Origin of the sequence: uncultured Oscillibacter sp., assembly GCF_910579365.1 — a bacterium.
Lineage (GTDB): Bacteria > Bacillota > Clostridia > Oscillospirales > Oscillospiraceae > Oscillibacter.
Window position 1 is genome coordinate 1 of sequence record NZ_CAJTUX010000048.1, and the last position, 21,106, is coordinate 21,106.

20 protein-coding genes are annotated in these 21,106 nt (G+C 61.0%); 3 read left to right on the forward strand and 17 right to left on the reverse strand.

The window, feature by feature from the left end:
• Position 1: 1 nt before the first annotated feature.
• From QZ329_RS10870 to QZ329_RS10915, 10 genes are all read right to left on the reverse strand, one after another.
• Complete coding sequence (locus tag QZ329_RS10870) at positions 2-1,282, reverse strand: family 1 glycosylhydrolase (RefSeq protein ID WP_295752445.1); 1,281 nt, start codon at positions 1,280-1,282, stop codon at positions 2-4.
• A 135-nt stretch (positions 1,283-1,417) separates the two neighbouring features.
• The gene (ugpC, locus tag QZ329_RS10875; protein ID WP_295752448.1) at positions 1,418-2,608 is read right to left on the reverse strand and encodes a sn-glycerol-3-phosphate ABC transporter ATP-binding protein UgpC; all 1,191 of its coding nucleotides are present in this window, start codon (positions 2,606-2,608) and stop codon (positions 1,418-1,420) included.
• 198 nt (positions 2,609-2,806) lie between these two features.
• Complete coding sequence (locus QZ329_RS10880) at positions 2,807-4,279, reverse strand: fucose isomerase (RefSeq protein WP_295752503.1); 1,473 nt, start codon at positions 4,277-4,279, stop codon at positions 2,807-2,809.
• A gap of 22 nt (positions 4,280-4,301) precedes the next feature.
• Complete coding sequence (locus QZ329_RS10885) at positions 4,302-4,937, reverse strand: DUF4867 family protein (protein WP_295752452.1); 636 nt, start codon at positions 4,935-4,937, stop codon at positions 4,302-4,304.
• Positions 4,938-4,949: 12 nt separating this feature from the next.
• The gene (gene xylB / locus QZ329_RS10890) at positions 4,950-6,425 is read right to left on the reverse strand and encodes a xylulokinase (protein WP_295752455.1); all 1,476 of its coding nucleotides are present in this window, start codon (positions 6,423-6,425) and stop codon (positions 4,950-4,952) included.
• Between the two features lie 11 nt (positions 6,426-6,436).
• Positions 6,437-8,533: a glycoside hydrolase family 3 C-terminal domain-containing protein gene (locus QZ329_RS10895; RefSeq protein WP_295752458.1), complete on the reverse strand. Its 2,097-nt coding sequence runs from the start codon at positions 8,531-8,533 to the stop codon at positions 6,437-6,439.
• A gap of 19 nt (positions 8,534-8,552) precedes the next feature.
• Positions 8,553-9,224, reverse strand: a complete 672-nt coding sequence (locus tag QZ329_RS10900) for a DUF624 domain-containing protein (RefSeq protein WP_295752461.1) — start codon at positions 9,222-9,224, stop codon at positions 8,553-8,555.
• Positions 9,225-9,228: 4 nt separating this feature from the next.
• On the reverse strand, positions 9,229-10,077 hold the full coding sequence (locus QZ329_RS10905; protein ID WP_295752464.1) for a carbohydrate ABC transporter permease: 849 nt from the start codon (positions 10,075-10,077) through the stop codon (positions 9,229-9,231).
• A gap of 6 nt (positions 10,078-10,083) precedes the next feature.
• Complete coding sequence (locus QZ329_RS10910) at positions 10,084-10,998, reverse strand: sugar ABC transporter permease (protein ID WP_295752467.1); 915 nt, start codon at positions 10,996-10,998, stop codon at positions 10,084-10,086.
• 157 nt (positions 10,999-11,155) lie between these two features.
• On the reverse strand, positions 11,156-12,568 hold the full coding sequence (locus QZ329_RS10915; protein ID WP_295752470.1) for an extracellular solute-binding protein: 1,413 nt from the start codon (positions 12,566-12,568) through the stop codon (positions 11,156-11,158).
• A gap of 316 nt (positions 12,569-12,884) precedes the next feature.
• On the opposite strand from QZ329_RS10915, the gene QZ329_RS10920 reads away from it, so the two are divergent.
• The gene (locus QZ329_RS10920) at positions 12,885-14,162 is read left to right on the forward strand and encodes an ROK family protein (RefSeq protein WP_295752473.1); all 1,278 of its coding nucleotides are present in this window, start codon (positions 12,885-12,887) and stop codon (positions 14,160-14,162) included.
• A 129-nt stretch (positions 14,163-14,291) separates the two neighbouring features.
• Here the strand turns inward: QZ329_RS10920 and QZ329_RS10925 are convergent, their stop codons facing one another.
• Both QZ329_RS10925 and QZ329_RS10930 read right to left on the reverse strand, forming a co-directional pair.
• Positions 14,292-14,702 carry a hypothetical protein gene (locus QZ329_RS10925; RefSeq protein ID WP_295752476.1) on the reverse strand — a complete coding sequence of 137 codons (411 nt, stop codon included), beginning with the start codon at positions 14,700-14,702 and terminating at the stop codon, positions 14,292-14,294.
• A 77-nt stretch (positions 14,703-14,779) separates the two neighbouring features.
• Positions 14,780-15,331 carry an SLOG family protein gene (locus QZ329_RS10930; RefSeq protein ID WP_295752479.1) on the reverse strand — a complete coding sequence of 184 codons (552 nt, stop codon included), beginning with the start codon at positions 15,329-15,331 and terminating at the stop codon, positions 14,780-14,782.
• 145 nt (positions 15,332-15,476) lie between these two features.
• Here QZ329_RS10930 and QZ329_RS10935 point away from each other — a divergent pair, with 145 nt between their 5' ends.
• Together QZ329_RS10935 and QZ329_RS10940 are read left to right on the forward strand one after the other, a co-directional pair.
• On the forward strand, positions 15,477-15,803 hold the full coding sequence (locus tag QZ329_RS10935) for a helix-turn-helix transcriptional regulator (RefSeq protein WP_295752482.1): 327 nt from the start codon (positions 15,477-15,479) through the stop codon (positions 15,801-15,803).
• Positions 15,804-15,944: 141 nt separating this feature from the next.
• On the forward strand, positions 15,945-16,187 hold the full coding sequence (locus tag QZ329_RS10940) for a helix-turn-helix transcriptional regulator (protein WP_295752485.1): 243 nt from the start codon (positions 15,945-15,947) through the stop codon (positions 16,185-16,187).
• A gap of 89 nt (positions 16,188-16,276) precedes the next feature.
• On the opposite strand, the gene QZ329_RS10945 is transcribed toward QZ329_RS10940, so the two are convergent.
• The 5 genes from QZ329_RS10945 to QZ329_RS10965 form a co-directional block, all read right to left on the reverse strand.
• Entirely contained in the window at positions 16,277-17,251 is a 975-nt protein-coding gene (locus tag QZ329_RS10945) for a DUF6744 family protein (RefSeq protein ID WP_295752488.1), read from the reverse strand.
• Complete coding sequence (locus QZ329_RS10950; protein ID WP_295752491.1) at positions 17,244-17,378, reverse strand: hypothetical protein; 135 nt, start codon at positions 17,376-17,378, stop codon at positions 17,244-17,246. The genes QZ329_RS10945 and QZ329_RS10950 overlap by 8 nt, the downstream gene beginning before the upstream one ends.
• A gap of 12 nt (positions 17,379-17,390) precedes the next feature.
• The gene (locus QZ329_RS10955) at positions 17,391-18,461 is read right to left on the reverse strand and encodes a hypothetical protein (RefSeq protein ID WP_295752495.1); all 1,071 of its coding nucleotides are present in this window, start codon (positions 18,459-18,461) and stop codon (positions 17,391-17,393) included.
• A gap of 22 nt (positions 18,462-18,483) precedes the next feature.
• A complete protein-coding gene (locus tag QZ329_RS10960; RefSeq protein ID WP_295752497.1) occupies positions 18,484-20,310 on the reverse strand; it encodes an AAA family ATPase in 1,827 nt (608 codons plus the stop codon).
• A gap of 13 nt (positions 20,311-20,323) precedes the next feature.
• Positions 20,324-21,106 (reverse strand): Rad52/Rad22 family DNA repair protein (locus QZ329_RS10965; protein ID WP_295752501.1); only part of this gene is annotated, 783 nt, incomplete at its 5' end.

Genomic DNA, 21,106 nt, shown 5'->3' on the forward strand with positions numbered 1-21,106 from the left:
CTCACAAGTCCGCGCCGTTGGAGCGGATGATATCCCGGTACCACCGACCGCTGTCCTTCAGTGTCCGGTTTCCCGTGGCGTAGTCCACATAGGCTAGGCCAAAGCGGGGGTCATAGCCCTCAGCCCACTCGAAGTTGTCCGTCAGGGACCACTGGAAATACCCCCGGACGTCCGTGCCCTGCTCGATGGCCCGCTCCAAAGCCCGGAGATACCGGGTCAAGAAGTCGATCCGCAGGGAGTCGTGGACAGCGCCGTCCAGGAACACCCGGTCCGTACAAGCCAGGCCGTTCTCACTGACCACCAGCGGCAGGCCGTACCGCTCCGCCAAAAACCGGGGACCCCACTCCAGGGCTTCGGGGGTAATGGGCCAGCCCAGGGCCGTCCGGGGGAAGCCCGCCGGGAAGGGAAACGTCTCCGGCCCATTTTTCCCCGCTCGGACAGGCACACCCTGATAGAGGTTGACGCCGATGAAGTCCGGTTTCTCATACCGTCCCTCCAAGCACAGGGGGTCCAGGGCCAGGGTGTGGGAGAAGGTCCTGGGCCCCAGGGGCAGGGCAAAGGTTTCCCGCCGGGCGGCCTCCACGTCTTTGGCATCCTGACTGACGGGATAACAGACCACTCCCGTGGAGGCGACACCCACCAGATTTTCGCCGTCCGCCCGGTGCAGAGCCTTCTGTCCCAGAGAGTGTGCCTGGCAGAAGGTCTCCCAGCAGGCGCTGAGGCTGTCGTCGTCCAGCTTCAGGCCCGGGGCGTGTTCTCCCGTCCCATAGCCCATTCCTATGAAGCACTGGGGCTCGTTAAAAGTGAACCACCGGCGCACCCGACCCCGAAACAGCTCCGCCATTTTCTCCGCGTAGGCCTCAAAGCGCCGGGCGGTCTCCGGGTTCTGCCAGCCGCCCTGCCGCTGCAATGCCTGGGGAAGGTCCCAATGGAACAAAGTCACCCAGGGCTGGATTCCCTCCTCCAGTAGGCCGTCCACCAACTCACTGTAGCAGTGCAGCCCCGCCTGGTTCCAATGCCCGTCGCCTTTGGGGTCTACCCGGGGCCAGGCAATAGAGAATCGATAAGCCTGGAGGCCCATCTCCTTCATGATGGCGATGTCGTCCCGCCAGCGGTGATAGGCGTCGGCGGCCGTGTCGCCGGTATCGCCCCATTTGACCTTCCCGGGGGTATGGGAGAAAACGTCCCAAACGCTCTCGCCCCGGCCGTCCTCGCTCACGGCGCCCTCAATCTGATAAGAGGCGGAAGCGGCACCCCAAATAAAATCCTTTGGAAATCCCATGGATCAAGATCCTTCTTCGTTATATAGATAAACGCAATTTGCCAGTTCCCCCAGGCGGGCGAGAGCCAGCCTGGGGGAATCATTGACGCGGCAGAGTATATCACACCGTCTGTGGGCGGTCAAGCGCCCCTATGGTCAAAACTCCAGGTTCTTTCCGTCCTGGCCGAAGACATGGCACACGTTGCCGCTGAAGGTCAGGTTCATCTGGTCCCCGGCGCGGAAGGAGTCGATATGGGTTCCTGTGGCGTCCATGGTGGGCACAATCACTACCACGTCCCGGCCCTCGGCATTGGCGTGGAAATGGACCTCGCTGCCCATCATTTCCGAAACCTCCACCTTGGCGGCCAAGGTGTTGCCGGGCTGCTTGGCCAGCACCATGTGGCTGGGCCGGACGCCCAGGGTCATGGCCTGGGCGGATACCTTTTTCGCCGCCAGGTTCTTCTGCTTGTCGCCAGACAGCTCCACCTTGCAGCCGCCTACGCTGACGAAGTATTTGCCGCCCTCGCAGAGGAGCCTGGCGTCGAAGAAGTTCATCTGGGGCATTCCGATGAAGCCCGCTACGAACAGGTTCGCCGGATGGTCGAAGACCTCCTGGGGGGTGCCGATCTGCTGGATGAAGCCGTCCTTCATGATGACGATCCGGTCGCCCAGGGTCATGGCCTCGGTCTGGTCGTGGGTGACGTAGATGAAGGTGGTGTTGATCTTCTGGCGCAGCTTGATGATCTCGGCGCGCATCTGGTTGCGGAGCTTGGCGTCCAGGTTGGAGAGGGGCTCGTCCATAAGAAGCACCTTGGGCTCCCGGACGATGGCCCGGCCAATGGCCACCCGCTGGCGCTGGCCGCCGGAGAGGGCCTTGGGCTTGCGGTCCAGGTACTGGGTGATGTCCAGGGTCTCCGCCGCCTCCTTGACCCGGCAGTCAATCTCCGCCTTGTCCACCTTCCGCAGCTTCAGGGGAAAAGCCATGTTCTCGTAAACCGTCATATGGGGATAGAGGGCATAGCTCTGGAACACCATGGCGATGTCCCGGTTTTTCGGCTCCACGTCGTTCATCAGCTTCCCGTCGATGTACAGCTCGCCGCCGGAGATCTCCTCCAGGCCGGCAACCATCCGCAGCGTGGTGGACTTGCCGCAGCCGGAGGGGCCGACAAGGACGATGAACTCCTTGTCCTTGATATCCAGATTGAACTCCTGGACGGCAATGACACCCTCGGCGGTCACCTGGAGGTTGACTTTCTTCTCGGTGTCTCCGGCCTTTTTCTTGCCTTTTTTCTGTCCGCCGCTGTGAGGATATATTTTGGTGATGCCCTTCAAATTCAAACTTGCCATAACTCTCGGCCCTGGCGAAGGGGCCTCCGCCGCCTTCGCCTCGCCCCGGCCAAGGGGCTTTACGACAGGTCTCCACACTGCCGCACCGCGAGCCGCCGCGGTCTTCCTCCTTTTTCAGGCGCCGGCCGCTGTAAGCGTGGAGCAGCGGGCCGGCCCTTTTTTATTTGCATACCCTCTCGGGGAATGGAGTCACAATGCTCAGCGGAAGGGGTTCTCCGTGGGATAGGGCAGGCTCTTGGGCTGGTTGTAGGCGATATCCTGAATCCCAAGGAACTTGAACACCTCGAACAGCGCCTTGCCATAGTGCCCGAAGGCCACGGCCCCGTGGTGGGGATAGCGCTTCTGGATGAGCACATGGCGGTAGAACCGGCCCATCTCGGGAATAGCGAACACGCCGATGCCGCCGAAGCTGCCCGTGGCCACCGGCAGCACCTCGCCCTGGGCGATGTAGGACCGGAGATTCCCGTCACTGTCGCACTGGAGGCGGTAGAAGGTGATATCGCTGGCGGCGATGTCGCCCTCCAGGGTGCCCCGGGTGAAGTCCGGCTCGCCGCCGTTCTCCAGCAGGCGGTTCTGGATGAGCTGATACTTGACGGCCCGGTCCGCGCACAGCTTGCAGGCGGGGGTGTTGCCGCAGTGGAAGCCCATGAAGGTATCCGTCAGCCGATAGTCAAACTTACCCTTGATCTGCTCCGCCCACAACCGGGCGGGGACGGAGTTGTTGATGTCCAGCAGAGTCACCGTGTCCCCGGAGACGCACATGCCGATGTACTCACTGAGCGCGCCGTAGATGTCCACCTCACAGGCAACCGGGATGCCCCGGCTCACCAGACGGGAGTTCACATAGCAGGGCTCAAAGCCGAACTGGCTGGGAAACGCGGGCCAGCACTTGTCCGCGAAGGCCACGTACTTCCGGGCCCCCTTGTGCTTCTCCGCCCAGTCCAGCAGCGTCAGCTCAAACTGGGCCATCCGCTCGCCCAGATCGGGGTAGTAGCGGCCCTCGCCCATCTCGGCGGCCATTTCCGCGCAGACCGCCGGGATGCGGGAATCACCGGCGTGCTCCCGGTAGCTCACCAGCAGGTCCAGCTCGGAGTTCTCCTCCACCTCCACGCCCAGCTCGTACAGGCCTTTGATGGGGGCGTTGCAGGCAAAGAAATCCTGAGGCCGGGGACCGAAGGTGATGATTTTCAAATTCTTCACGCCGATGACGGCCCGGGCGATGGGGACAAATTCGGCGATCATTCCGGCGACGTCCTCCGCCGTGCCCACGGGGTACTCGGGGATATAGCCCTTGAGATGCCGCATCCCCAGGTTATAGGAGCAGTTCAGCATGCCGCAGTAGGCGTCGCCCCGGCCGTTGATGAGGTCCCCGTCTCCCTCGGCGGCGGCCACAAACATGCAGGGGCCGTCAAAGTTCCGGGCAATCAGCGTCTCCGGCGTCTCGGGGCCGAAGTTGCCCAGGAACACCACCAGGGCGTTGCAGCCCTGGGCTTTCACGTCCTCCACGGCTTTCAGCATTCCCTGCTCGTTTTCCACCGTGACAGGGCACTCGTACAGCTCGCCGGAACAGGCGGCCTTGACGGCGGCCCGGCGCTTCTCGCTCAGGGCGACGGGAAAACAGTCCCGGGAGACGGCGACGAGGCCCAGCTTTACCTCGGGAATATTGGTCAATTGCATAGAATCTTCCTCCTTTTCAAAGATCGTTTTTGATATCAATGTTTTCACCTGTCAGGCCCACCCAGGCCCCCTGTCCGGCCTCGCCGGAGTCCGGATGCGCCAGCAGCCATTTGTTTTTCGCCCACAGGCGGTCATCCTCCGCGTTCAGCGGCGTAATGTCCGGCTTGGCCTCGTTGGTGCCCTTGGGCAGCGCCACCGCCACCCGGAACCCCTTTGCCCCATCCACATGGCAGGGGGCGTAGTGCAGCGTCGTGGCGTAGACCTCCACCACCGCCCCGGCGGGGACCCGGAAGGCCCGGACACAGGCGGTATCCAGCCGGCCGTCCACCGTTTCCTCCTGTTTCGCCAGCAGGAGAATGAAGTCCGACGCTCCGATGTTGACCTCGCTGTCCCGATGGTACTCCAGGCAGTTGAGCCTGGTATTGCGGCCCCAGCACATGCCGATTTGTACCGGCATCCCGCCGTAGGCGTGGTCCCGCAGCTGGCCGAAGAGGGCGCTCTGCTCCAAAGAGGCGATGGACGGCTCATAGGCCGTGCCCTCCTCCGGCAGAGGAATGTTTTCCATAGCCCGGAGCAGCTCCGCCGTGTCATAGCCGGTGAGCACCTGGCCGTAGGCCCGGAAGGCAGGACTGTAAACAGATTCAATCTTCATGGGTTTTCTCCTTTAAAGAAGCTGGGGGAACAGCGCCTTGCAGGCGGGGTAGATTTTTTGGAACTGCCGGTACCGCTCCTCATAGAGGGCGGTCAGTCCAGCCTCCGGCTCCACGGTGCCGGCAACGCGCACCAGGGCGTCCGCCGCCGCCTGGACGGTGGGGAACCGCCCCGCCGCCACCATGGCCAGCATGGCCCCGCCGTAGCCAGGCCCCTGCTCCGTGGCCACGATGTCCAGGGGGATGCCCAGGACATTGGCCATGATGGTCCGCCAGAGCCCGGACTTGCTGCCCCCGCCGCAGATGTTGGAGCGGGGAATCTCCACGCCCAGACTCCGGGCCACCTCAAAGCTGTCCCGGATGGCGAAGGCCACGCCCTCCAGCACCGCCTGGAGCAGGTCCGCCCGGGTGGTATCCATAGTCATGCCAATCAAGCAGCCCCGGGCGCCGGTGTCGTTGATGGGGCTGCGCTCCCCCATGAGGTAGGGGAGGAAAAACACATGGTTCCGACCCAGCTTTTCCGGGGTAATCGCCGCCTGTTCCCCGGCGTAGTCCTGGGTCGTTAAAATATCCTCCATCCACCACTTGTTGCAGCTGGCGGCGGAGAGCATGCAGCCCATCAGGTGGTATCCGCCGTCGGCGTGGGCGAAGGAGTGGAGGGCGTTGTTGGGGTCCACGCCGAAGGTTTTGCTGGAGATGAAGATGGTCCCGGAGGTGCCCAGGCTGATGTTGCAGCCCCCGTCCCCCACGGTGCCCGTGCCCACTGCTGCTGCGGCGTTGTCTCCCGCCCCGGCGCAGACCACCGTCGTTTCCGCCAGGTCCAGGGCCCTCGCCATGTCCGGCTTGAGGGTGCCCACGGCCTCATAGCTCTCGAAGGCCTTCGCCATCTGGGACTCCCGCAGACCGCACAGCTCCAGCATCTCCGGGCTCCAGCGCTTGTGCTCCACGTCGAAGAGGAGCATCCCCGAGGCGTCGGAGACGTCGGTGCAGTGGACGCCGGTGAGGCAGTAGTTGATGTAGTCCTTCGGCAGCATCACCTTGTCGATTCTGGCGAACAGCTCCGGCTCGTTCTTCCGCATCCAGAGGAGCTTAGGGGCCGTGAAGCCCGCGAAGGCGATGTTGGCGGTATACCGGCTGATTTTTTCCCGGCCAACGGTTTCGTTAAGGTATTCTACTTCCTCGGCGGTGCGGCCGTCGTTCCAGAGAATGGCGGGGCGGAGGACCCGGTCCTCCCCGTCCAGGGCCACCAGCCCGTGCATCTGCCCGCCGCAGCCGATGGCCGCAATCCGGGTCTTATCGCAGTCCGCCGTCAACTCCCGGATGCCAGTCACCACCGCTTCCAGCCAGTCCGCCGGGTTCTGCTCGGCCCAGCCAGGCTTGGGAAAAGACAGCGGGTATTCCCGGGAGACGATGTTTTGGATTTGTCCCTCCTCGTCCATCAGCAGCAGCTTCACGGCGGAGGTGCCCAGATCGATTCCAATATACAGCATGTCGTTTCTCCTTATGTCCGGCGGATAGAAGTGCTGACCGCGGTCTTTCCCGTCAGCCGGGCGGTGCGGGCGTCCGGCTGGCCCAGGCCCGCATAGAGGGTCCAGGCCCCGCTGCCGGGAATCCGCTCTCCAGCGTCGTTGACCACGGTGAGGGCCGAGGGCTCTATGGGAATGTCCACTGTCTTCGTCTCCCCCGCCCCCAGCTCGATCCGCCGGAAGCCGCAGAGGATGGGATTGGGCGGCGCGTCGGGGGACGCCTCGTCCTTCAAATAGAGCTGCACCACCTCCTGGGCGGCCCGCCCACCCCGGTTCTCCACTGTGACCCGGGCGGAGGCCTCTCCGGCGGTGACGGCGGTGACCGCCGCGTCGCCGTAGGTCAGGCCGTAGCCGAAGGGATACAGGGGCTCACCCCGGTAGTAGCGGTAGGTCCGGTTGGTCATGGCGTAATCGGTAAAGGCGGGCAGCTCCTCCAGGGCTCCGTCCCGGTAGAAGGTCACGGGCAGCTTGCCGGAGGGAGACGCTTTGCCGAAAATCAGGTCCGCAATGGCCCGGCCTCCCCCGGCGCCGGGATACCAGCCCAGGAGAATGGCGTCCGCTTGGGTCTCGGCCTCGCTGAGGTCGATGGCGCTTCCCGCCAAAAGGACCACCAGCGTGGGCTTCCCCGCCGCCAACACATGCCGCAGCAGCATCCGCTGGGGCGAGGGCAGAAGAAGATCCTCCTTGTCCCCGGACCCGGCGGCGTTGCCCTCGTCGGGCTGTTCGCCCTCCAGAGTCTCGTCCAGGCCCAGGACCAGGACCACCACGTCGCTGCGCTTCACCACCGCCATGGCCTCCGTCATGCGGTCGCTGGCCTGGGCCAGGGGCTCCACCCGGTCCCGCCAGAGGTGGCAGCCCTCGGCGTACAGCACCCGGCCGCGGCCCTCCATGGCGTCCTGGATGCCCTCCAAGACGGTGACATAGCGGGAGGCGGTGCCGTGGTAGTTCCCCACCAGAGCCGCCCGGCTGTTGGCGTTGGGACCGATGACCCCGACGGTGCCCACGGTCTCCGGGTTCAGGGGCAAAAGTCCGCTGTTTTTCAGCAGTACGCAGGACTCCAGGGCAGCCTTGTGGGCCAGGGCCAAATGCTCCGGGCACTCCACCGCCTCATAGGGGATGGAGTCGTACTCGCTCCCCTCCCCCAGAACGCCCAGGAGATACCGGGTGGTAAAGAGCCGCTCGGCGGCAATTGTAATATCCTCCTCGGAGATCAGCCCCTCCCGCAGGGCCAGGAGCAAACAGCGGTAGCAGTCGCCGCAGTTCAGGTCACAGCCGTTTTTCAGCGCCAGGGCTACGGACTGGGCGGTGTTCTCCGTGACCATATGTCCGGTGTGGAAATCCCGGATGGCCCAGCAGTCGGAGACCACATGGCCCTGGAAGCCCCAGCGGCCCCGGAGGATGTCTTTCAGCAGCGTCTCGCTGCCGCAGCAGGGCTCGCCGTTGGTACGGTTGTAGGCCCCCATGACGGCCTCCACCCCGGCGTCCTTGACACAGGCCTCGAAGGCGGGGAGATAGGTCTCCTCCATGTCCTTGGGGGAGGCCACGGCGTTGAACTTGTGCCGCAGGCTCTCCGGCCCGCTGTGGACGGCAAAGTGCTTGGCGCAGGCGGCGGATTTCATGGTTTCGCCGCTGCCCTGGAGACCCCGGACGTAGGCCTTGCCCAGCCGGGACGTGAGGCAGGGGTCCTCGCCGTAGGTCTCATGCCCCCGGCCCCAGCGGGGGTCCCGGAAGATGTTGACGTTGGGGGACCAGAAGGTCAGGCCCTTGTAAATGTCCCGGTCGTCCTGGGCGGAAAGGGCGTTGTACTTGGCCCGGCCCTCGGTGGCGGCCACGTCCCCCAGCTTTTCCAAAAGCTCCTCGTCAAACATGGCCGCCAGGCCGATGGCCTGGGGGAAGCTGGTGGCGGTGCCCGCCCGGGCCACGCCGTGAAGGGCCTCGTTCCACCAGTTGTAGGCGGGGACCCCCAGGCGGGGAATAGGCGGCGCGCTATAGCTCAGCTGGCCGGCCTTTTCCTCCAGGCTCATCTGCGCCACCAGAGCCCTGGCCCGCCGCCGCGCGGTTTCTCGATCCATAAGCAATTCTCCTTTGGGTTCAGTTTGGTTCTTCGTCCTCCGCCGGGAGCACCCGGCGGAAGATTCTCCACAGCACCCGGGAGGCCAGCCACGCCGGGCCGGAGGCCCCCGCGATGAAATACACAAAGCCCAGCATCCGCAAGACCGCCAGGGGCAGAAACAGCGGGACGGCGACGGGCAAAAGGGCGATCAGCCACAGCAGCAGCGTCCGCCCCGGGGAGCAGAAGGCCAGGGCAAAGGCGTTTTTCACCTGGCCCTTCCAGGTGTTCTGAAACCTGGCCTGGAGGGGGAACACATAGCACAGCAGGGTCAGGGCGATCACTGCCACAACGGTGGCGACGGTCAGGAACAGCACCCGGAGGGCCCCCTCCTGCCGGAGGGCAAAAAAGGCGTCCCCCGCCGCCACAACCCCCAGGGCCAGCACCAGCAGGCCCAGGGCCGCGCCCCGCTTGAGGTTGGCCCGGAAGGCGTCCAGAAAGCCCCGCAGGGTGCGGACCTCCTCCCCCCGGACCAGCTTCAATGTGACATAGTACAGCGCGCACAGGGCAGGCCCGGCGGTAACCACCGGCAGGGCGCAGAGGACGCAGAGCCAGTTGAGGACAATCAGGTCCCCCAGGGTGCGGAGGACCTGGCCCAGGGAGGCCCGGAGGGGGCTTCCCTCCTCCGGCCCGGCCTTACGCGTGTCCGCCATAGGCTCAGCCCTTCACGCCGCCCAGGGCCACGCCGGCGATGATGTACTTGGACAGGGCGAAGTACACGATGAACAGGGGCAGGATTGTCAGGGTCAGGCCCAAATAGATCGCGCCGTGCTCCGTCTTATAAATATCGCCCCGAAGGAGGCCCACCATGATCGGCATGGTGTATTTACTGTTGTCCGTCAGCAGGATAGTGGGCAGGAAGAGGCTGTTCCAGCTGGAGACGAAGCAGAAGATGGCCTGGGTGGCCATGGCCGGCTTCATGATGGGCAGCGCGATGCGGTTGAAGGTGTTGAATTCCCCGGAGCCGTCGATCCGGGCCGAGTCCAGCAGCTCCAGAGGCAAAGAGGACAGCATGAACTGCCGCATGAAGAACACCGTGGCCGGAGCGGCAATGGAGGGGAGGATCAGCGCCAGGAAGTTGTTGGTCATGTGGATCTGGTACATGAACTGGTAGAAGCCGATGCTGGTGACCTGGGCGGGAATCATCATCACGCACATGATGACGGTGAAAAAGGTCTTGCGCCCCTTCCACTGGTAGGCCACCAGGGCATAGGCGGTGAGGGCGGAGAAATACACCGTGCAGGCCGTGGAGCCCACGGAAATGATCATGGAGTTCATGAAGCCCCGGATGGGATTGAAGGTCTTGCCCAGCAGCACGCTCAGGTTGCTCATCAGGTAGGTGGAGGGCACCAGGGAGATGGCGTGCTGCTGAATCTCATAGGTGCTGCGGGTGGAGTTGACGAGCATGATGACAAAGGGCATCAGGCTGAGGATGGTCAGCAGGATGCACACGGTATAGGCCACAATTTTAAAGGCCGTGCCGTTGGAGTGTTTCGCGTGTTTCATGTCCGGTTACCTCCCCTCGTCCTTGTCCCGCATCAGCAGGAAGATCACGCCGGAAAACACCGCGATGATGAGGAACATAATCATGCTGGCCGCGGCGGCCCGGTTGTAGAGATAGCTCCCGCTGAACGCCTGGTTGTAAATAAACACGCTGGTGGTCAGGGTCGCGTTGTCCGGCCCGCCCAGCAGGAACAGCTTGGGAATGTCGTACATGTTCAGTCCGCCGATCATGCTGGTGATCAGGGTGTAGAGCAGGATGGTTTTCAGGTTGGGAATGGTGATCTGGAAGAACAGCTGCACGTCGTTGGCCCCGTCGATCTCCGCCGCCTCGTAAATCTCAGGGCTGATGCCCAGGACGCCGGAGATCAGGATAATCATGGTGTAGCCGTACCACATCCAGAACTGGATGAAGGCCACGATGAGCTGGGCCGCCGTCGCATTGATGGAGAAGTTGAAGGGCGTGTTCAGCACGCCCGTGGTCATAAGCAGATCGTTCACCGGGCCGGTGGGATAGCCGAAGAGGGCGTTGAACAAAATGGCCACGGAGGCCGCCGTGATGATGTTGGGCATATAGAAAACGACCTTGAAGAAGCCCTGACCGGCCAGCTTGTGGCGGTGGCTGGTGAACCAGGCCGTCAGCAGCAGGGCCAAGGTAATCTGGGGGATAAAGTTCATGATCCAGAGCTTCACGGTGTTGCCCAGGGATTTAATAAAAGAGGGGTTTTGAAGGACGCTGACAAAGTTCTTGAACGGCTCGTCCGTCAGGAAGTGCCAGGTCGTGTTTCCCAGGCCCTTGCAGTCCGTGAAGCCCAGGAGGGCGGTGTAAATGGTGGGATACAGGGAGAAAACGCAGAAGGCCACAATGAAGGGCAGGCTGAACAAATAGCCGTACCTCGCGTAGCTGAAGCCTTTTCGCTGCTTCATGAAATCTCAGCTCCTTGAAATCAGATTGGCCGGGCATGGCCGGAGAGGAAGAACGGAGCGAAAGGGGCCCGTTCCGGGCCCCTTTCGCCTGGAAGCAGTCTCTCATCATCTCGGAGCCCGCCCCGAGATGGTCTGGGCCACTGGCCCAGAAATCGGCTTAGCCCAGATCCACCGTCACATCCAGGTTGTCGGCCACGTCCTGCTTGAAGTCTTTGATGGCCTGATCCCGGGTCTTGGTGCCGGAGGTATACTGCCGGACCTGATCCCGCCACTTGGTGTTGATGGTTTCATCGTACTGGGTCAGGCATTTTCCGTTGGCGTACTGGTTGGCGGGGACAAAGGCGTCGAACATGTTCTGTCCGCCCAGGAAGTCCAGGGAGCCGTCGCTCATTTCCATGACCGTGCCGGAGGCCACGCAGTCCTTGGTGCCGCCCTCGCCGTTCAGCGTTCCGTTGGCCCACATGTACTGGAGGCCGGTCTCGGAGCAGTCCAGGGTGATCCAGCGGATGATCTCGCCCACGGCCTCTTTGTTGGCGGAGCTGTTGCTGGCCATCAGCCAGGTGCCGCCCCAGAAGAAGCCCACGGGAGGCGCGCAGACCGCCCAGTCGCCGTATGTACCCTCGCCCACGGCGGAGCCGCCGCAGTTGGGGGCGATGGTGTAGTTGATGAGCCAGGCGGGGCCGAAGAAGCCGAAGATGCCCTTGTCCCCTTCGCCCTTCATGTCGGCGAACCAGGCGTCCTGCCAGTCCTGGGTGTCATTGTGGTAGTTGTTGTCCTTGAGCTCCTTGGACAGGTCCAGGAATTCCTCCCGCTTGGGGTCGATGTTCAGCTTGCCGTCCACGATCCAGCCCTGCTGGGAGCTGTTTTCCACGGCGTGCCACAGGTCGCCGTCGCCGGAGATGATGCCATAGCCCTTGCCCTTGAGGGTCTCGGCGGCCTCGTAGAATTTATCCCAGCCATTGGAGCCCGCGCCGATAGCCGCCCCGATGGCGTCGGGGTCGTCGGTGCCGAAGACCTCCTTGGCAATGGAGCGGCGGTAGATGAACGCGCCGCCGGTGGCCTGATAGCCCAGGCCCACCACCTTGCCGTCGTCGGGCCGGGTGCCGATGTCCACGGAGTACTGGGCGATGTCGGCGGCCTGGATATCCCCGGCCACGTCAATGCCCAGGTCCTCATAGGGGGCGGCATAGTGGGCGGCGTCGCCCTGGGTGTACTTCATGACGAACGCGGCCTCGGCGCAGTACATATCCGGGGCGTCGGAGCCGCCGCCGGCCAGGGCCTGGTCCAGGGCGGGCTGGTAGGCGCCGTCGGTGGTGGCGATGACGGTGGTCTTGACCTCATACTTTTCGGCAAAGTCCGGACGGCTGGCCAGGAACTTGTCGACCATCTTGGGCACCTCGTCGGTGAAAGCCCAGAGATTCAGCACGGTCTTGCCGCTGGCGGAGCTCCCGCCAGAGCCGCCGTCACCAGAGCCGCCGTCACCAGAGCCGGAACCGGAGCCGCCGCCGCAGGCGGCCAGGGAGAGCAGCATCACGGCTGCCAGAAGGAGCGCAGAGACTTTCTTTTTCATGTACCTTTTCCTCCAATCAAAAATTTTGGTATGTTAGGCGATTAAATTTACTAACTTAGGTTAAAAAATTTACCGCCCGACCTTGCTCCTAGTGTAATAGACGCTCAGAAAAATGTCAACAGAAACCATAGCAATCCGCCAAATTTTGTACAGAACGCCCTGGAGATGACTGTTATTTTGTAGGAGATGATAGTTTTTCCTGGCTCCGCCACTGGAGGGCTCTTTGGTTTGGCAATAATATAACCTATCTATCCCCGTGTTGAAATTGAAATTAGGCTGTGTTATAATCGAACCAAGTCAACAAGGAGGGGCAACTATGGAGAAGGCGGCTGCCCAGAGAACGAAGGAGCGCGGAGGCGAACCTGTCCCCGCGCTGCCCTCGAATTTAAAGATACAAAACCGGAAAATGGTGCTCTCCTGCTTCCGGGACAACCGGTCCCACTCGGTGGCGGACGTGGTGGCCCGCACTGGCATCAGCAAACTGACGGTGATGAAGGCCATCCAGTTTTTTTGCGGAAAGGGGATTCTGGCCAGCTCCGGCAAAGGGGATTCCACGGAGCTGGGGGGGAAGAAGCCGGAGTACTTCCGCTTTTCCTGCGGGAAGTACCTGCTGACTATCCGCATGTGGCCGGAGGACCTGGGCCTGACGCTGTTCGACATGCGCATGAACAAGGTAGACAGCTCCCATCTGGCCTGGATCATCCCGGACGCGCCCGAGGAGGCGTTCCGCATCATCGAGAACAGCGCCCTGGCGCTGCTGGCCCGGGCCGGGGTCGACCGGGAGGAGCTGTATGGCGTCAGCCTGTCCTCCTCCGGCATCGTGGACTATGACCATCTGACGCTGAAATACAGCGTCCACACGCCCAACTGGGGGGCGAACGTTCCAATTGGCGATTATCTCCGGGGCATCTTCGGTCCCGGCCCGGCGCTCTCCGAGGAGAACGCCGGAAAATCCATCAGCCGGGCCATACTCAACGAGCAGGAGGACCCAAACCGGTCCATTCTGGTTCTGTTCACCTCCTGGGGACTCTCCGGGGCGCTGATTCAGGACGGGCGCATTCTGAACGGGCGGAACTCCCTGGTGGGCGAGATCGGCCATATGATCCTGGACCAGAACGACCCGGAGCTTTGCAGCTGCGGCAGCCGGGGCTGCGCAGAACGGCTGGTGTCCGTTGCCCGGGTGCGGAAGATGATCGCCGGGGACCCTCCGCCGGAGGGCTCTCCCCTGTCCCGCCTTCCGGCGGAGGCGGTGGAGCTGCGGCACCTCTTCGCCTCCTCCCGGCAGGAGGATGCCTACGCCCGGAAATACGTGGCCTATATGGCGGATCGGTTCGCCGCCCTTTTGCGGAATGTGTCGCTGGTGTTCAGCCCGGAGAAGGTAGTCTTCGTGGGGGACTACGCCGTGGCGGACGAGTATTTTGACCAGCGGATACGCCAGCAGCTCTCCTCCTTCCGCTACTTGTCCCTGAGCCAGCCCATGGAGATCGCCTACGACACCCGGTCCCTGACAGAGCTGGACGCCCTGGGCGGTGCGGTGGCGCTGATCGACCACTATCTCTCCCGGCCGGAGCTGTATGAGGAGACAGGCTCCTGATGGCAGAGGATTCTTAAGCCTGCGCTATTTTAGCGGAATGTACAGGTCTCCCGCGTTACGAAAGCCCACGGAATTTTTTGATTCCTGTGGGCTTTCTTTTTCCCTCCGGCAAAAGCGCTGTTCCATATTCTACAGGTCCTGTTTATCAATGGCCCGCAACGCTGATTGAACGCCGAAAATGCCAGTCAGCGCAATGGAAACCATCCCAATTGCAGTATAGGGCCCCTCCACCTGATAAACCGACACCAGAGACACGGCCGTCCAGGGCATGAGGCTGGCGAGCGGAAGCATTTCCGTGGAGATATTAAATCTCCCAAGCAGTATAGCGGAAAAACCGAGTGCCGCCAAAGCAGAGGGATAGAACAGCTTTCTTTGCAGTACCGTTACCCAGAGCAGGGGAAGGAAGGATACAAAAGACAAAGTCCCGAATTTTGTGAACATGGCAATCACCAGTTTTATAACGCCGGTGCTAAATTGAGCGGGATATAAAAACCGGCTGCCCAGTATCGTTACAAGCTCTATATAGGCAAACAGAGCCATATACCATATTTGTTTTATTATATTTTATCGTCGGTAAAAGGCAAGAGACTATGAATCGTTAGCATACTGTTTCCATTTTATCGAACACCCATCATTTGTCCAGAAAAAGATACAGCAGCTGTATCAGGATGGATCAGGACGATAGGCATTTTTGAACTTGCATAGTTTACCGTTTGCATGGTCCCTGATCGCGGATTCCGCTCCCCGTCATATACCGCCAGCAGACAGTCCGCATGGTCTGCCATGTAGCAGTTCCTCTGAACATAATTTTCACGCCCGGCACCCTTTCCTACGGTGATACACTCCGCACTGTGTCGGATCAGGAACGCCAGCCGCTCCCGGCTCCGGGTGTCCCATTGTTCATCATGTCCAGGAAAGGGCAGCACAACTACCAATTCAATATCACTATACTCCGGCTGCTCCTTCAGCCGGAGTATGATTTCTCCGGCCCATTGATCTACGCCAAGGCCCCCACCTACCAGAAAGCGGCGGACTCCTTTCTCATAGAGCACGATAAATTGATCGTGCATCCGTTTCTTCAGACGCTTGCAGCCATTGTTGTTCTCGTTGTACTTCCATTTGAACCGAGTCGGCCTATGGCCGGTGACGGCACAGGTATGCAGTTCCATATGATAATTAACCTCCTGTTGTAGATATAAAATGTGAACAGTTTATTTAATACGTCATTTTCTGGATTATATTTAAGATATTAGCATATATGTTACGGAATATCCACAACCTAACTCTGTTATGCTATAAGCAGAGGTGAGCAGTATGGACGCAAAATACATCCGGGACCGCATTACCGAGCTGCGCTTGAAGAAAAATGTCTCCGAGTACCAAATGAGTACAGACCTGGGCCAAAACAAGGGCTACATCCAAGCCATTTCCTCTGGCAAGGCCCTGCCCTCCATGGCGCAATTCCTGCGGATCTGCGACTACTTTGAAATGACTCCTTTGCAGTTCTTTGATTCCGAAGCCGTCAATCCGCAGCTCCTCCACCGGGCCATGGAGGGGATGCGGAGGCTGAGCGAAGACGATCTGATTATGTTGATTGGCTTCATTAACCGCCTCCAATCTGAAAAACGGACAGACGCTTAAAAAGCGTCTGCTTTTTCTTTTGCACTTCATAACCGCATTTTAATTATATATTGCCGCTTATAACACGTCAACAGCGTACTACATATTATTTCCATGTCCGTCATATTTCGATAAAATAACCTTAAAAAGGCAGGTGGCGGCATGGTGCAGTTTGACAATGTGGAGCGAAAAGAGAACCTATCCTACGCGATAGGATACTACCGGAAGAAAAAGGGCTATTCCCAGGAGCAGATGGCGGAACGCCTGGGCATCAGCCGCCAGCATCTGGCCTCCGTGGAGGCGCCGGGCATGGACCGGGGCGTGTCCCTGGAGCTGCTGTTCAACATCGCGGCGGTGCTAGAGATCGAGCCGTACCTGCTTCTGAAATTCCGGCTTGAGAAATGAACGGCGGGCGCTCCTTTTGGGGCGTTCGTCTTTCTTTTATCCAAAAGGAAAAGGCGGAGAGAATTTCTTCTCCCCGCCTCCCGGTTTAATTACGCCGCCTTTTGAAATCGAATGTCCTTTGCCCGATTCTGAAGTTCCTGGCCCATGAATTTCAGCGTGCCGAACTCGTCGTCCAGCCCGTCCAGTTCCCGCCGGAGTACCTGCTCATAATGCCGCTTGCGCTCCTCCAAGCCCTGGATCTTCAAGGCCCAGCGCTCCAGCACAGCCGGGCTCTGGCACCCGGGCTGAATAAAGTAGTCTGCCCGCTCCTGATACTCGGCGATCTCCTTCCTCACCGCCGCGTAGAACTCCTCGGTCATCTTGCCCCGCTGTTTTTCATCGTCAATGATGTAGAAGGAGTTGACCATCAGCGGGGCTTCCTTTTGGTTCAAGCCGCTCAAAAGGCCGATGAACTCCTCGAAAGTGTCCACCTTCTCTATGAAGGTCCGGGGGACGAAGTAGAGATAGCCGTTGATGCTGAGCTTGGTGGCCTCGATGGACCGCAGGAAATTGGCGCAGATGCCCTCCACCTGCTTGCGGTTGGCACATCGCTGGTAGAGCTCAAACAGCTCCTCCGCCTGGCGGCAGCATTTCCGCACGTCCACCACGTCGTCCAGCACCAGATTCTCACAGCGGAACGAGCCGTCCCGCTTGTCATAACTGATGTTTGCCAGCTTCTCATACTGGTTCGTCCGCTGGTTCAAGGTCTCCTTTACCAGCTCCCGGGAGAGGATATCAGACGTGCGCTTGTTGTCCCGGCAGTAAGCCAGATAGATGTGGGACTCTCCCATCCGGGTGACGGGGATGCGTTCCTGGATATCGCCGGTGGCAGAGCGGAAGGCGTCCGAGACAGACAGCCGCTTGCCGCCGGAGTAAGGGATGTCCAGGTCCTCGCAGAGCTTGGCCAGGGCGTCCTTCTCCACCAGGAGATTCGCCAGGGAGAAGTAGAGAAACTTCCCCAGCATGTGGTCCTTGTCGCCCTCGGCCGCACCGATAAAGTCCCGCATATTAAAAATATTATCCATGCTGTTCCTCCTTCATTTCTTTCCGCTCCTGATAGAAGTCGAACTGCTCCAGGCCGGGGAACTTCCACTCACAGCCCTTGCACCATGGGGGGTTCTGAAGCGCACAGGTCTTGCATTTACTGTTCATATTTCACCTCATTTACATTTCTGCCACTCTCCGGCTCAGGAGATAATCGTCTACCCCCTTGTAAGCCGGATTCCATGTGTACTTAAAATATTTGACGCCGGGAATGGTCTGCACCTCCCGGCGCATTTCTAGAACGACTCTGCGCACATTCTCATTCGTCATCTGGTCCATGTCCATGGCCTCCACCACCTCCCGGACCTTCAGGTCCGCCAGGGTGTCCTTCAGTCCGTGGATGGCATTGACGCCGCCGACACAGACAAAGAGTGCGTCGTTGGCCAGGAAGCTGGCGGCGTCGCCCTTCAGCGGTCCCTCCGTGATGAAGGCCCGCTTACTGGCGGTATTTCCGGTGACATGAATCCAGGAATAGCTGCGGGTCCCGTCCGGCAGGCCCCAGCTGGAGAACCAGCGGTATTTGCGGTTCGGAGAATCCGCGTCGTCCAGCCGTATTTTGAGCCCCTGGATCAGCCCGTCCTTATTTCGGACGGGAATCAGAAAGCCATTAGGCCCGCTGACAGTCCACTCGCCGTAGTATGTACGAAAGCCCGGAAGGCCCAGCAGATCATGGCCGCTGGCCCGGAGCAGAGCGGCAAGAAGCCTCCGGCTCCGGTCTGTCTCCGGCATACTGCGGTACTGGTTTTCCTGGATACGCTCCGGGGAAAAACCCCGGCCAAGCAGGTTGTCTCTGTGCCTGCCCAGAAGCGTCAGGTGCTCCAGCATATCCGTATAGGCGGCGTGGCGCTGTTCTAGGGGAAGCGGCTGCCGCTCTGTATTTCGAGGCTCCGGCTGCTGAGGGAAGGGATACGTTTTTACCTCCTTAGACAGCTCTCGGAAAGCCTCCTTGTTGCTCATGCCCTTGAGTCGGGCGTACAGGGAAACGCTGTTCCCATGGGCCCCGCAGAGGTTGCAGCGGTATTGATCTGTGTTGGTATTGAGGCTGAGGTGGTATTTTCCCGGCCCGTGGTCGTGGCAGAAGGGGCAGCTGGCCTCGACCTCCAGACACCCAAGCGTCCGGGAGTCGAGGACCAGCCCGCACCGCCGGGCCGTTTCCACGATAGGGATTTTCTCATAGACCAAGCGGTACACCTACCCCTCTAAATCAGATCAATCACGCGGCTTTCTGCCCCGCCGCCGGGGGAACATTCATGGGTTGGACGGAGAGCTCCGCGCCGCGCACGCACTTCGCCATGATTACCTGGCCCGAGGGCCTGACATTGGCGAGATCGTCCACGGACTCCATGTTGTCCACAAAGACCGGATAGTTCCGCCCGGTGAGGCGCTTCATCAGCTCGGAGACCTCCATGCCCGCCCGAATCTTCTCGGACAGGGATAGCCGGTCATAGCGCCGCCCGGCGTAGGTGAACTTGAACACGTCCTTGACCTCCCCGGTGGTCTTCACCACATCGTAGAGGAAGATCTCCACCCGGTTCATTTTCAAGCTGGAGAACAGCAGCTCCGCCCGCTTGACAACGTACTGCGCCGCATTGGATATCTGCTTTTTCAGAGCCGTGATTTTCTGGTTCGCCTGCTCGATCTGCCCGTCGATATCCTCCGGCGGCTGTCCGGCGGCCTTTTCTGCGGCGGACAGCTCGGCGGAACACTGGCGAAGCGCCTCCCGGCATTCCGTCAGACGGTCGAACTCCTCCTGGCTCAGATTGCCATACTCAATAGAGGCGTTCAGCGTTTCAATCTGACGCCGCAGATCGGCCGCCTCCTGGGGGACGGCCCCCGCCAGGGCCTGACGCCGGTTCTCCAGCTCCGAAACCTCCTGGCCCCATTTCGCCAGATCATCGGCCTTGAACTGCTCAAAGGTATCGGCGGCCTTCTTGTCCACATCCTGAATGTCCTGGAGCTGGGCCTGCAACGACTTGCCTTCGGCGAGAATGGCGGCGGCGGACTTTTTGATCTCCGCCTGTACCTCCGGCAAAATATTCGCCGGAATGGAACGATGGCAGGTGGGGCAGGGGTTTCCAGCGGAGAGGAACTGATAGTTCCGTCCCTCCTGCTGGTAGCGCAGCCCCAGATTTTTCACCTGGGCGGCAGTCTCCGCCAAAGGCTGGGCGTACTTGGACTGGTACTGCTCCGCCTGTCTTTTGGCGATTTTCGCCCGAAGTTCGGAGAGCCGGTCCTGTTCCTCCCCGCCGCTGTCCCGAAGGGCCTCCTCGTAGCGGGCGCTAAGGTCCACCAGCTGGTCTCGAATGGCGGGAATATCCAGCCCGGCAAACTGCTTTTCCTCCAGGGCGGTCAGCTCTTCCTGGAGCGCCGTCTGCTTCTGGGCGGCGGATTCCGCCATTTGGAGCCGGGCCTTGCCCTGGGCCTCCGCCTGATCGCGCTGGCCCCGCATGTAGAGGATGCTCTCCTCCAGATTGCGAATGTCCGCCCGCTTATTCTTCAGGTAAGTTTCCGGGGAGAGAAGCGGCTCCTCCTTCAGCGCCAGGGCCAGGTCCGGGGGCAGCTGCTCCAGGACCTTCTCCGGCGGCAGCTCCGGCAGGTACATCCCCAGAAGGTTCTTCCCCTCGTTCCCCAATTCCTCAATGAAATAGAGGGGGTTCAGAATGGACAAGAACACGTCCGACTCTCCGAAGAGGTCCTTCAGGTCCAGCTGGCGAACCTCGCCGCCGTCGTAAGTAATGCACATGCGGTTTTTCTGCCGGGTGCAGACCAGTTCATGGGCCCTGCCGGTATCGTCCACAAAGCGCATGGCGATGTACACGTCCGGGTTCTCCTCGTTGTGCAGCCGGTCAATGCCCCGCTCTCCGAAGAACGGAAGCCCCGTGACCGCGAAGGCGATGGCGTCCGCCACGCTGGTTTTCCCCCGGCCATTGCCGCCGGTGATAATGGTAGGATTTCCAAAGGTTAATTCTGTGGGCTCCTGATAGGACTTGAAGCCGGAGATGGTCATGCCGGTGATTTGAAAAGACTTGATCTTTTCCATGTAAAAATCCTTTCTATGCGGCCTGCCCCTGGGGCTCCGCGATTTGGTAGGACTCCAGGACGTAGTACACCACCGCGTCCTGCTTCCTGGTGGTCAGCTTGGCGGAAGCCAGCATGGCCCCGGGAACCAGCATAGGGTGTTCACCCTGGGCAAAGGCGGTGATCTCTTTGCCGTCCGCGCCTCTCAGACGCAGCGACACGCTGGTCGTTTTCATGCCCTTTTGCGTACTGCTGGCAGTGACGATATAGGCGTAGCCGGGCTGTGCCGGGGCGGCTTGCGTCCCCTGATGCGAGGCACTCTCCGCCGCCTGTTCCGCGGCGCCGCCATCCTTGGGCGGAATTGCCGGAGTTCCAGCCCTCTTGGGCGTATCGTCCGGTTCCACATCGCCGCCGGAGATCAAAGACTGGAGTCCCCCTGCGGGGGCGGGTTCCAGCTTCAAGGCTTTCAGCATATCCAGATACGCCTTGTCCAGCTTGGCCCGGACTCCTTTTTTGATGACCCAGCTCTTGCCCCGCTGCTCCACGTCCACGAAAACCGTATCCATGTTGTAAAGAACCCGGCCAATGCCCCACTGGACAGCGGCCCGCTTCATACTGTCGCTGAGGCCGCCCTTGATGGGTTCGACGTCCGAATCCTCCGCGCCGTCCCATTTGGTGATGAAGCCCCGGCCCTCGAAGTAGATCGAGATGCCGCAGATCTGGGCCTCCTTTTTCCCGGCGGCGTGCCAGGGCTTGAAATCGTTGTACCAGTTCTCCGGCCCCACCACGCTGTCCAGCCGGTTTTGGATCGCCCGATT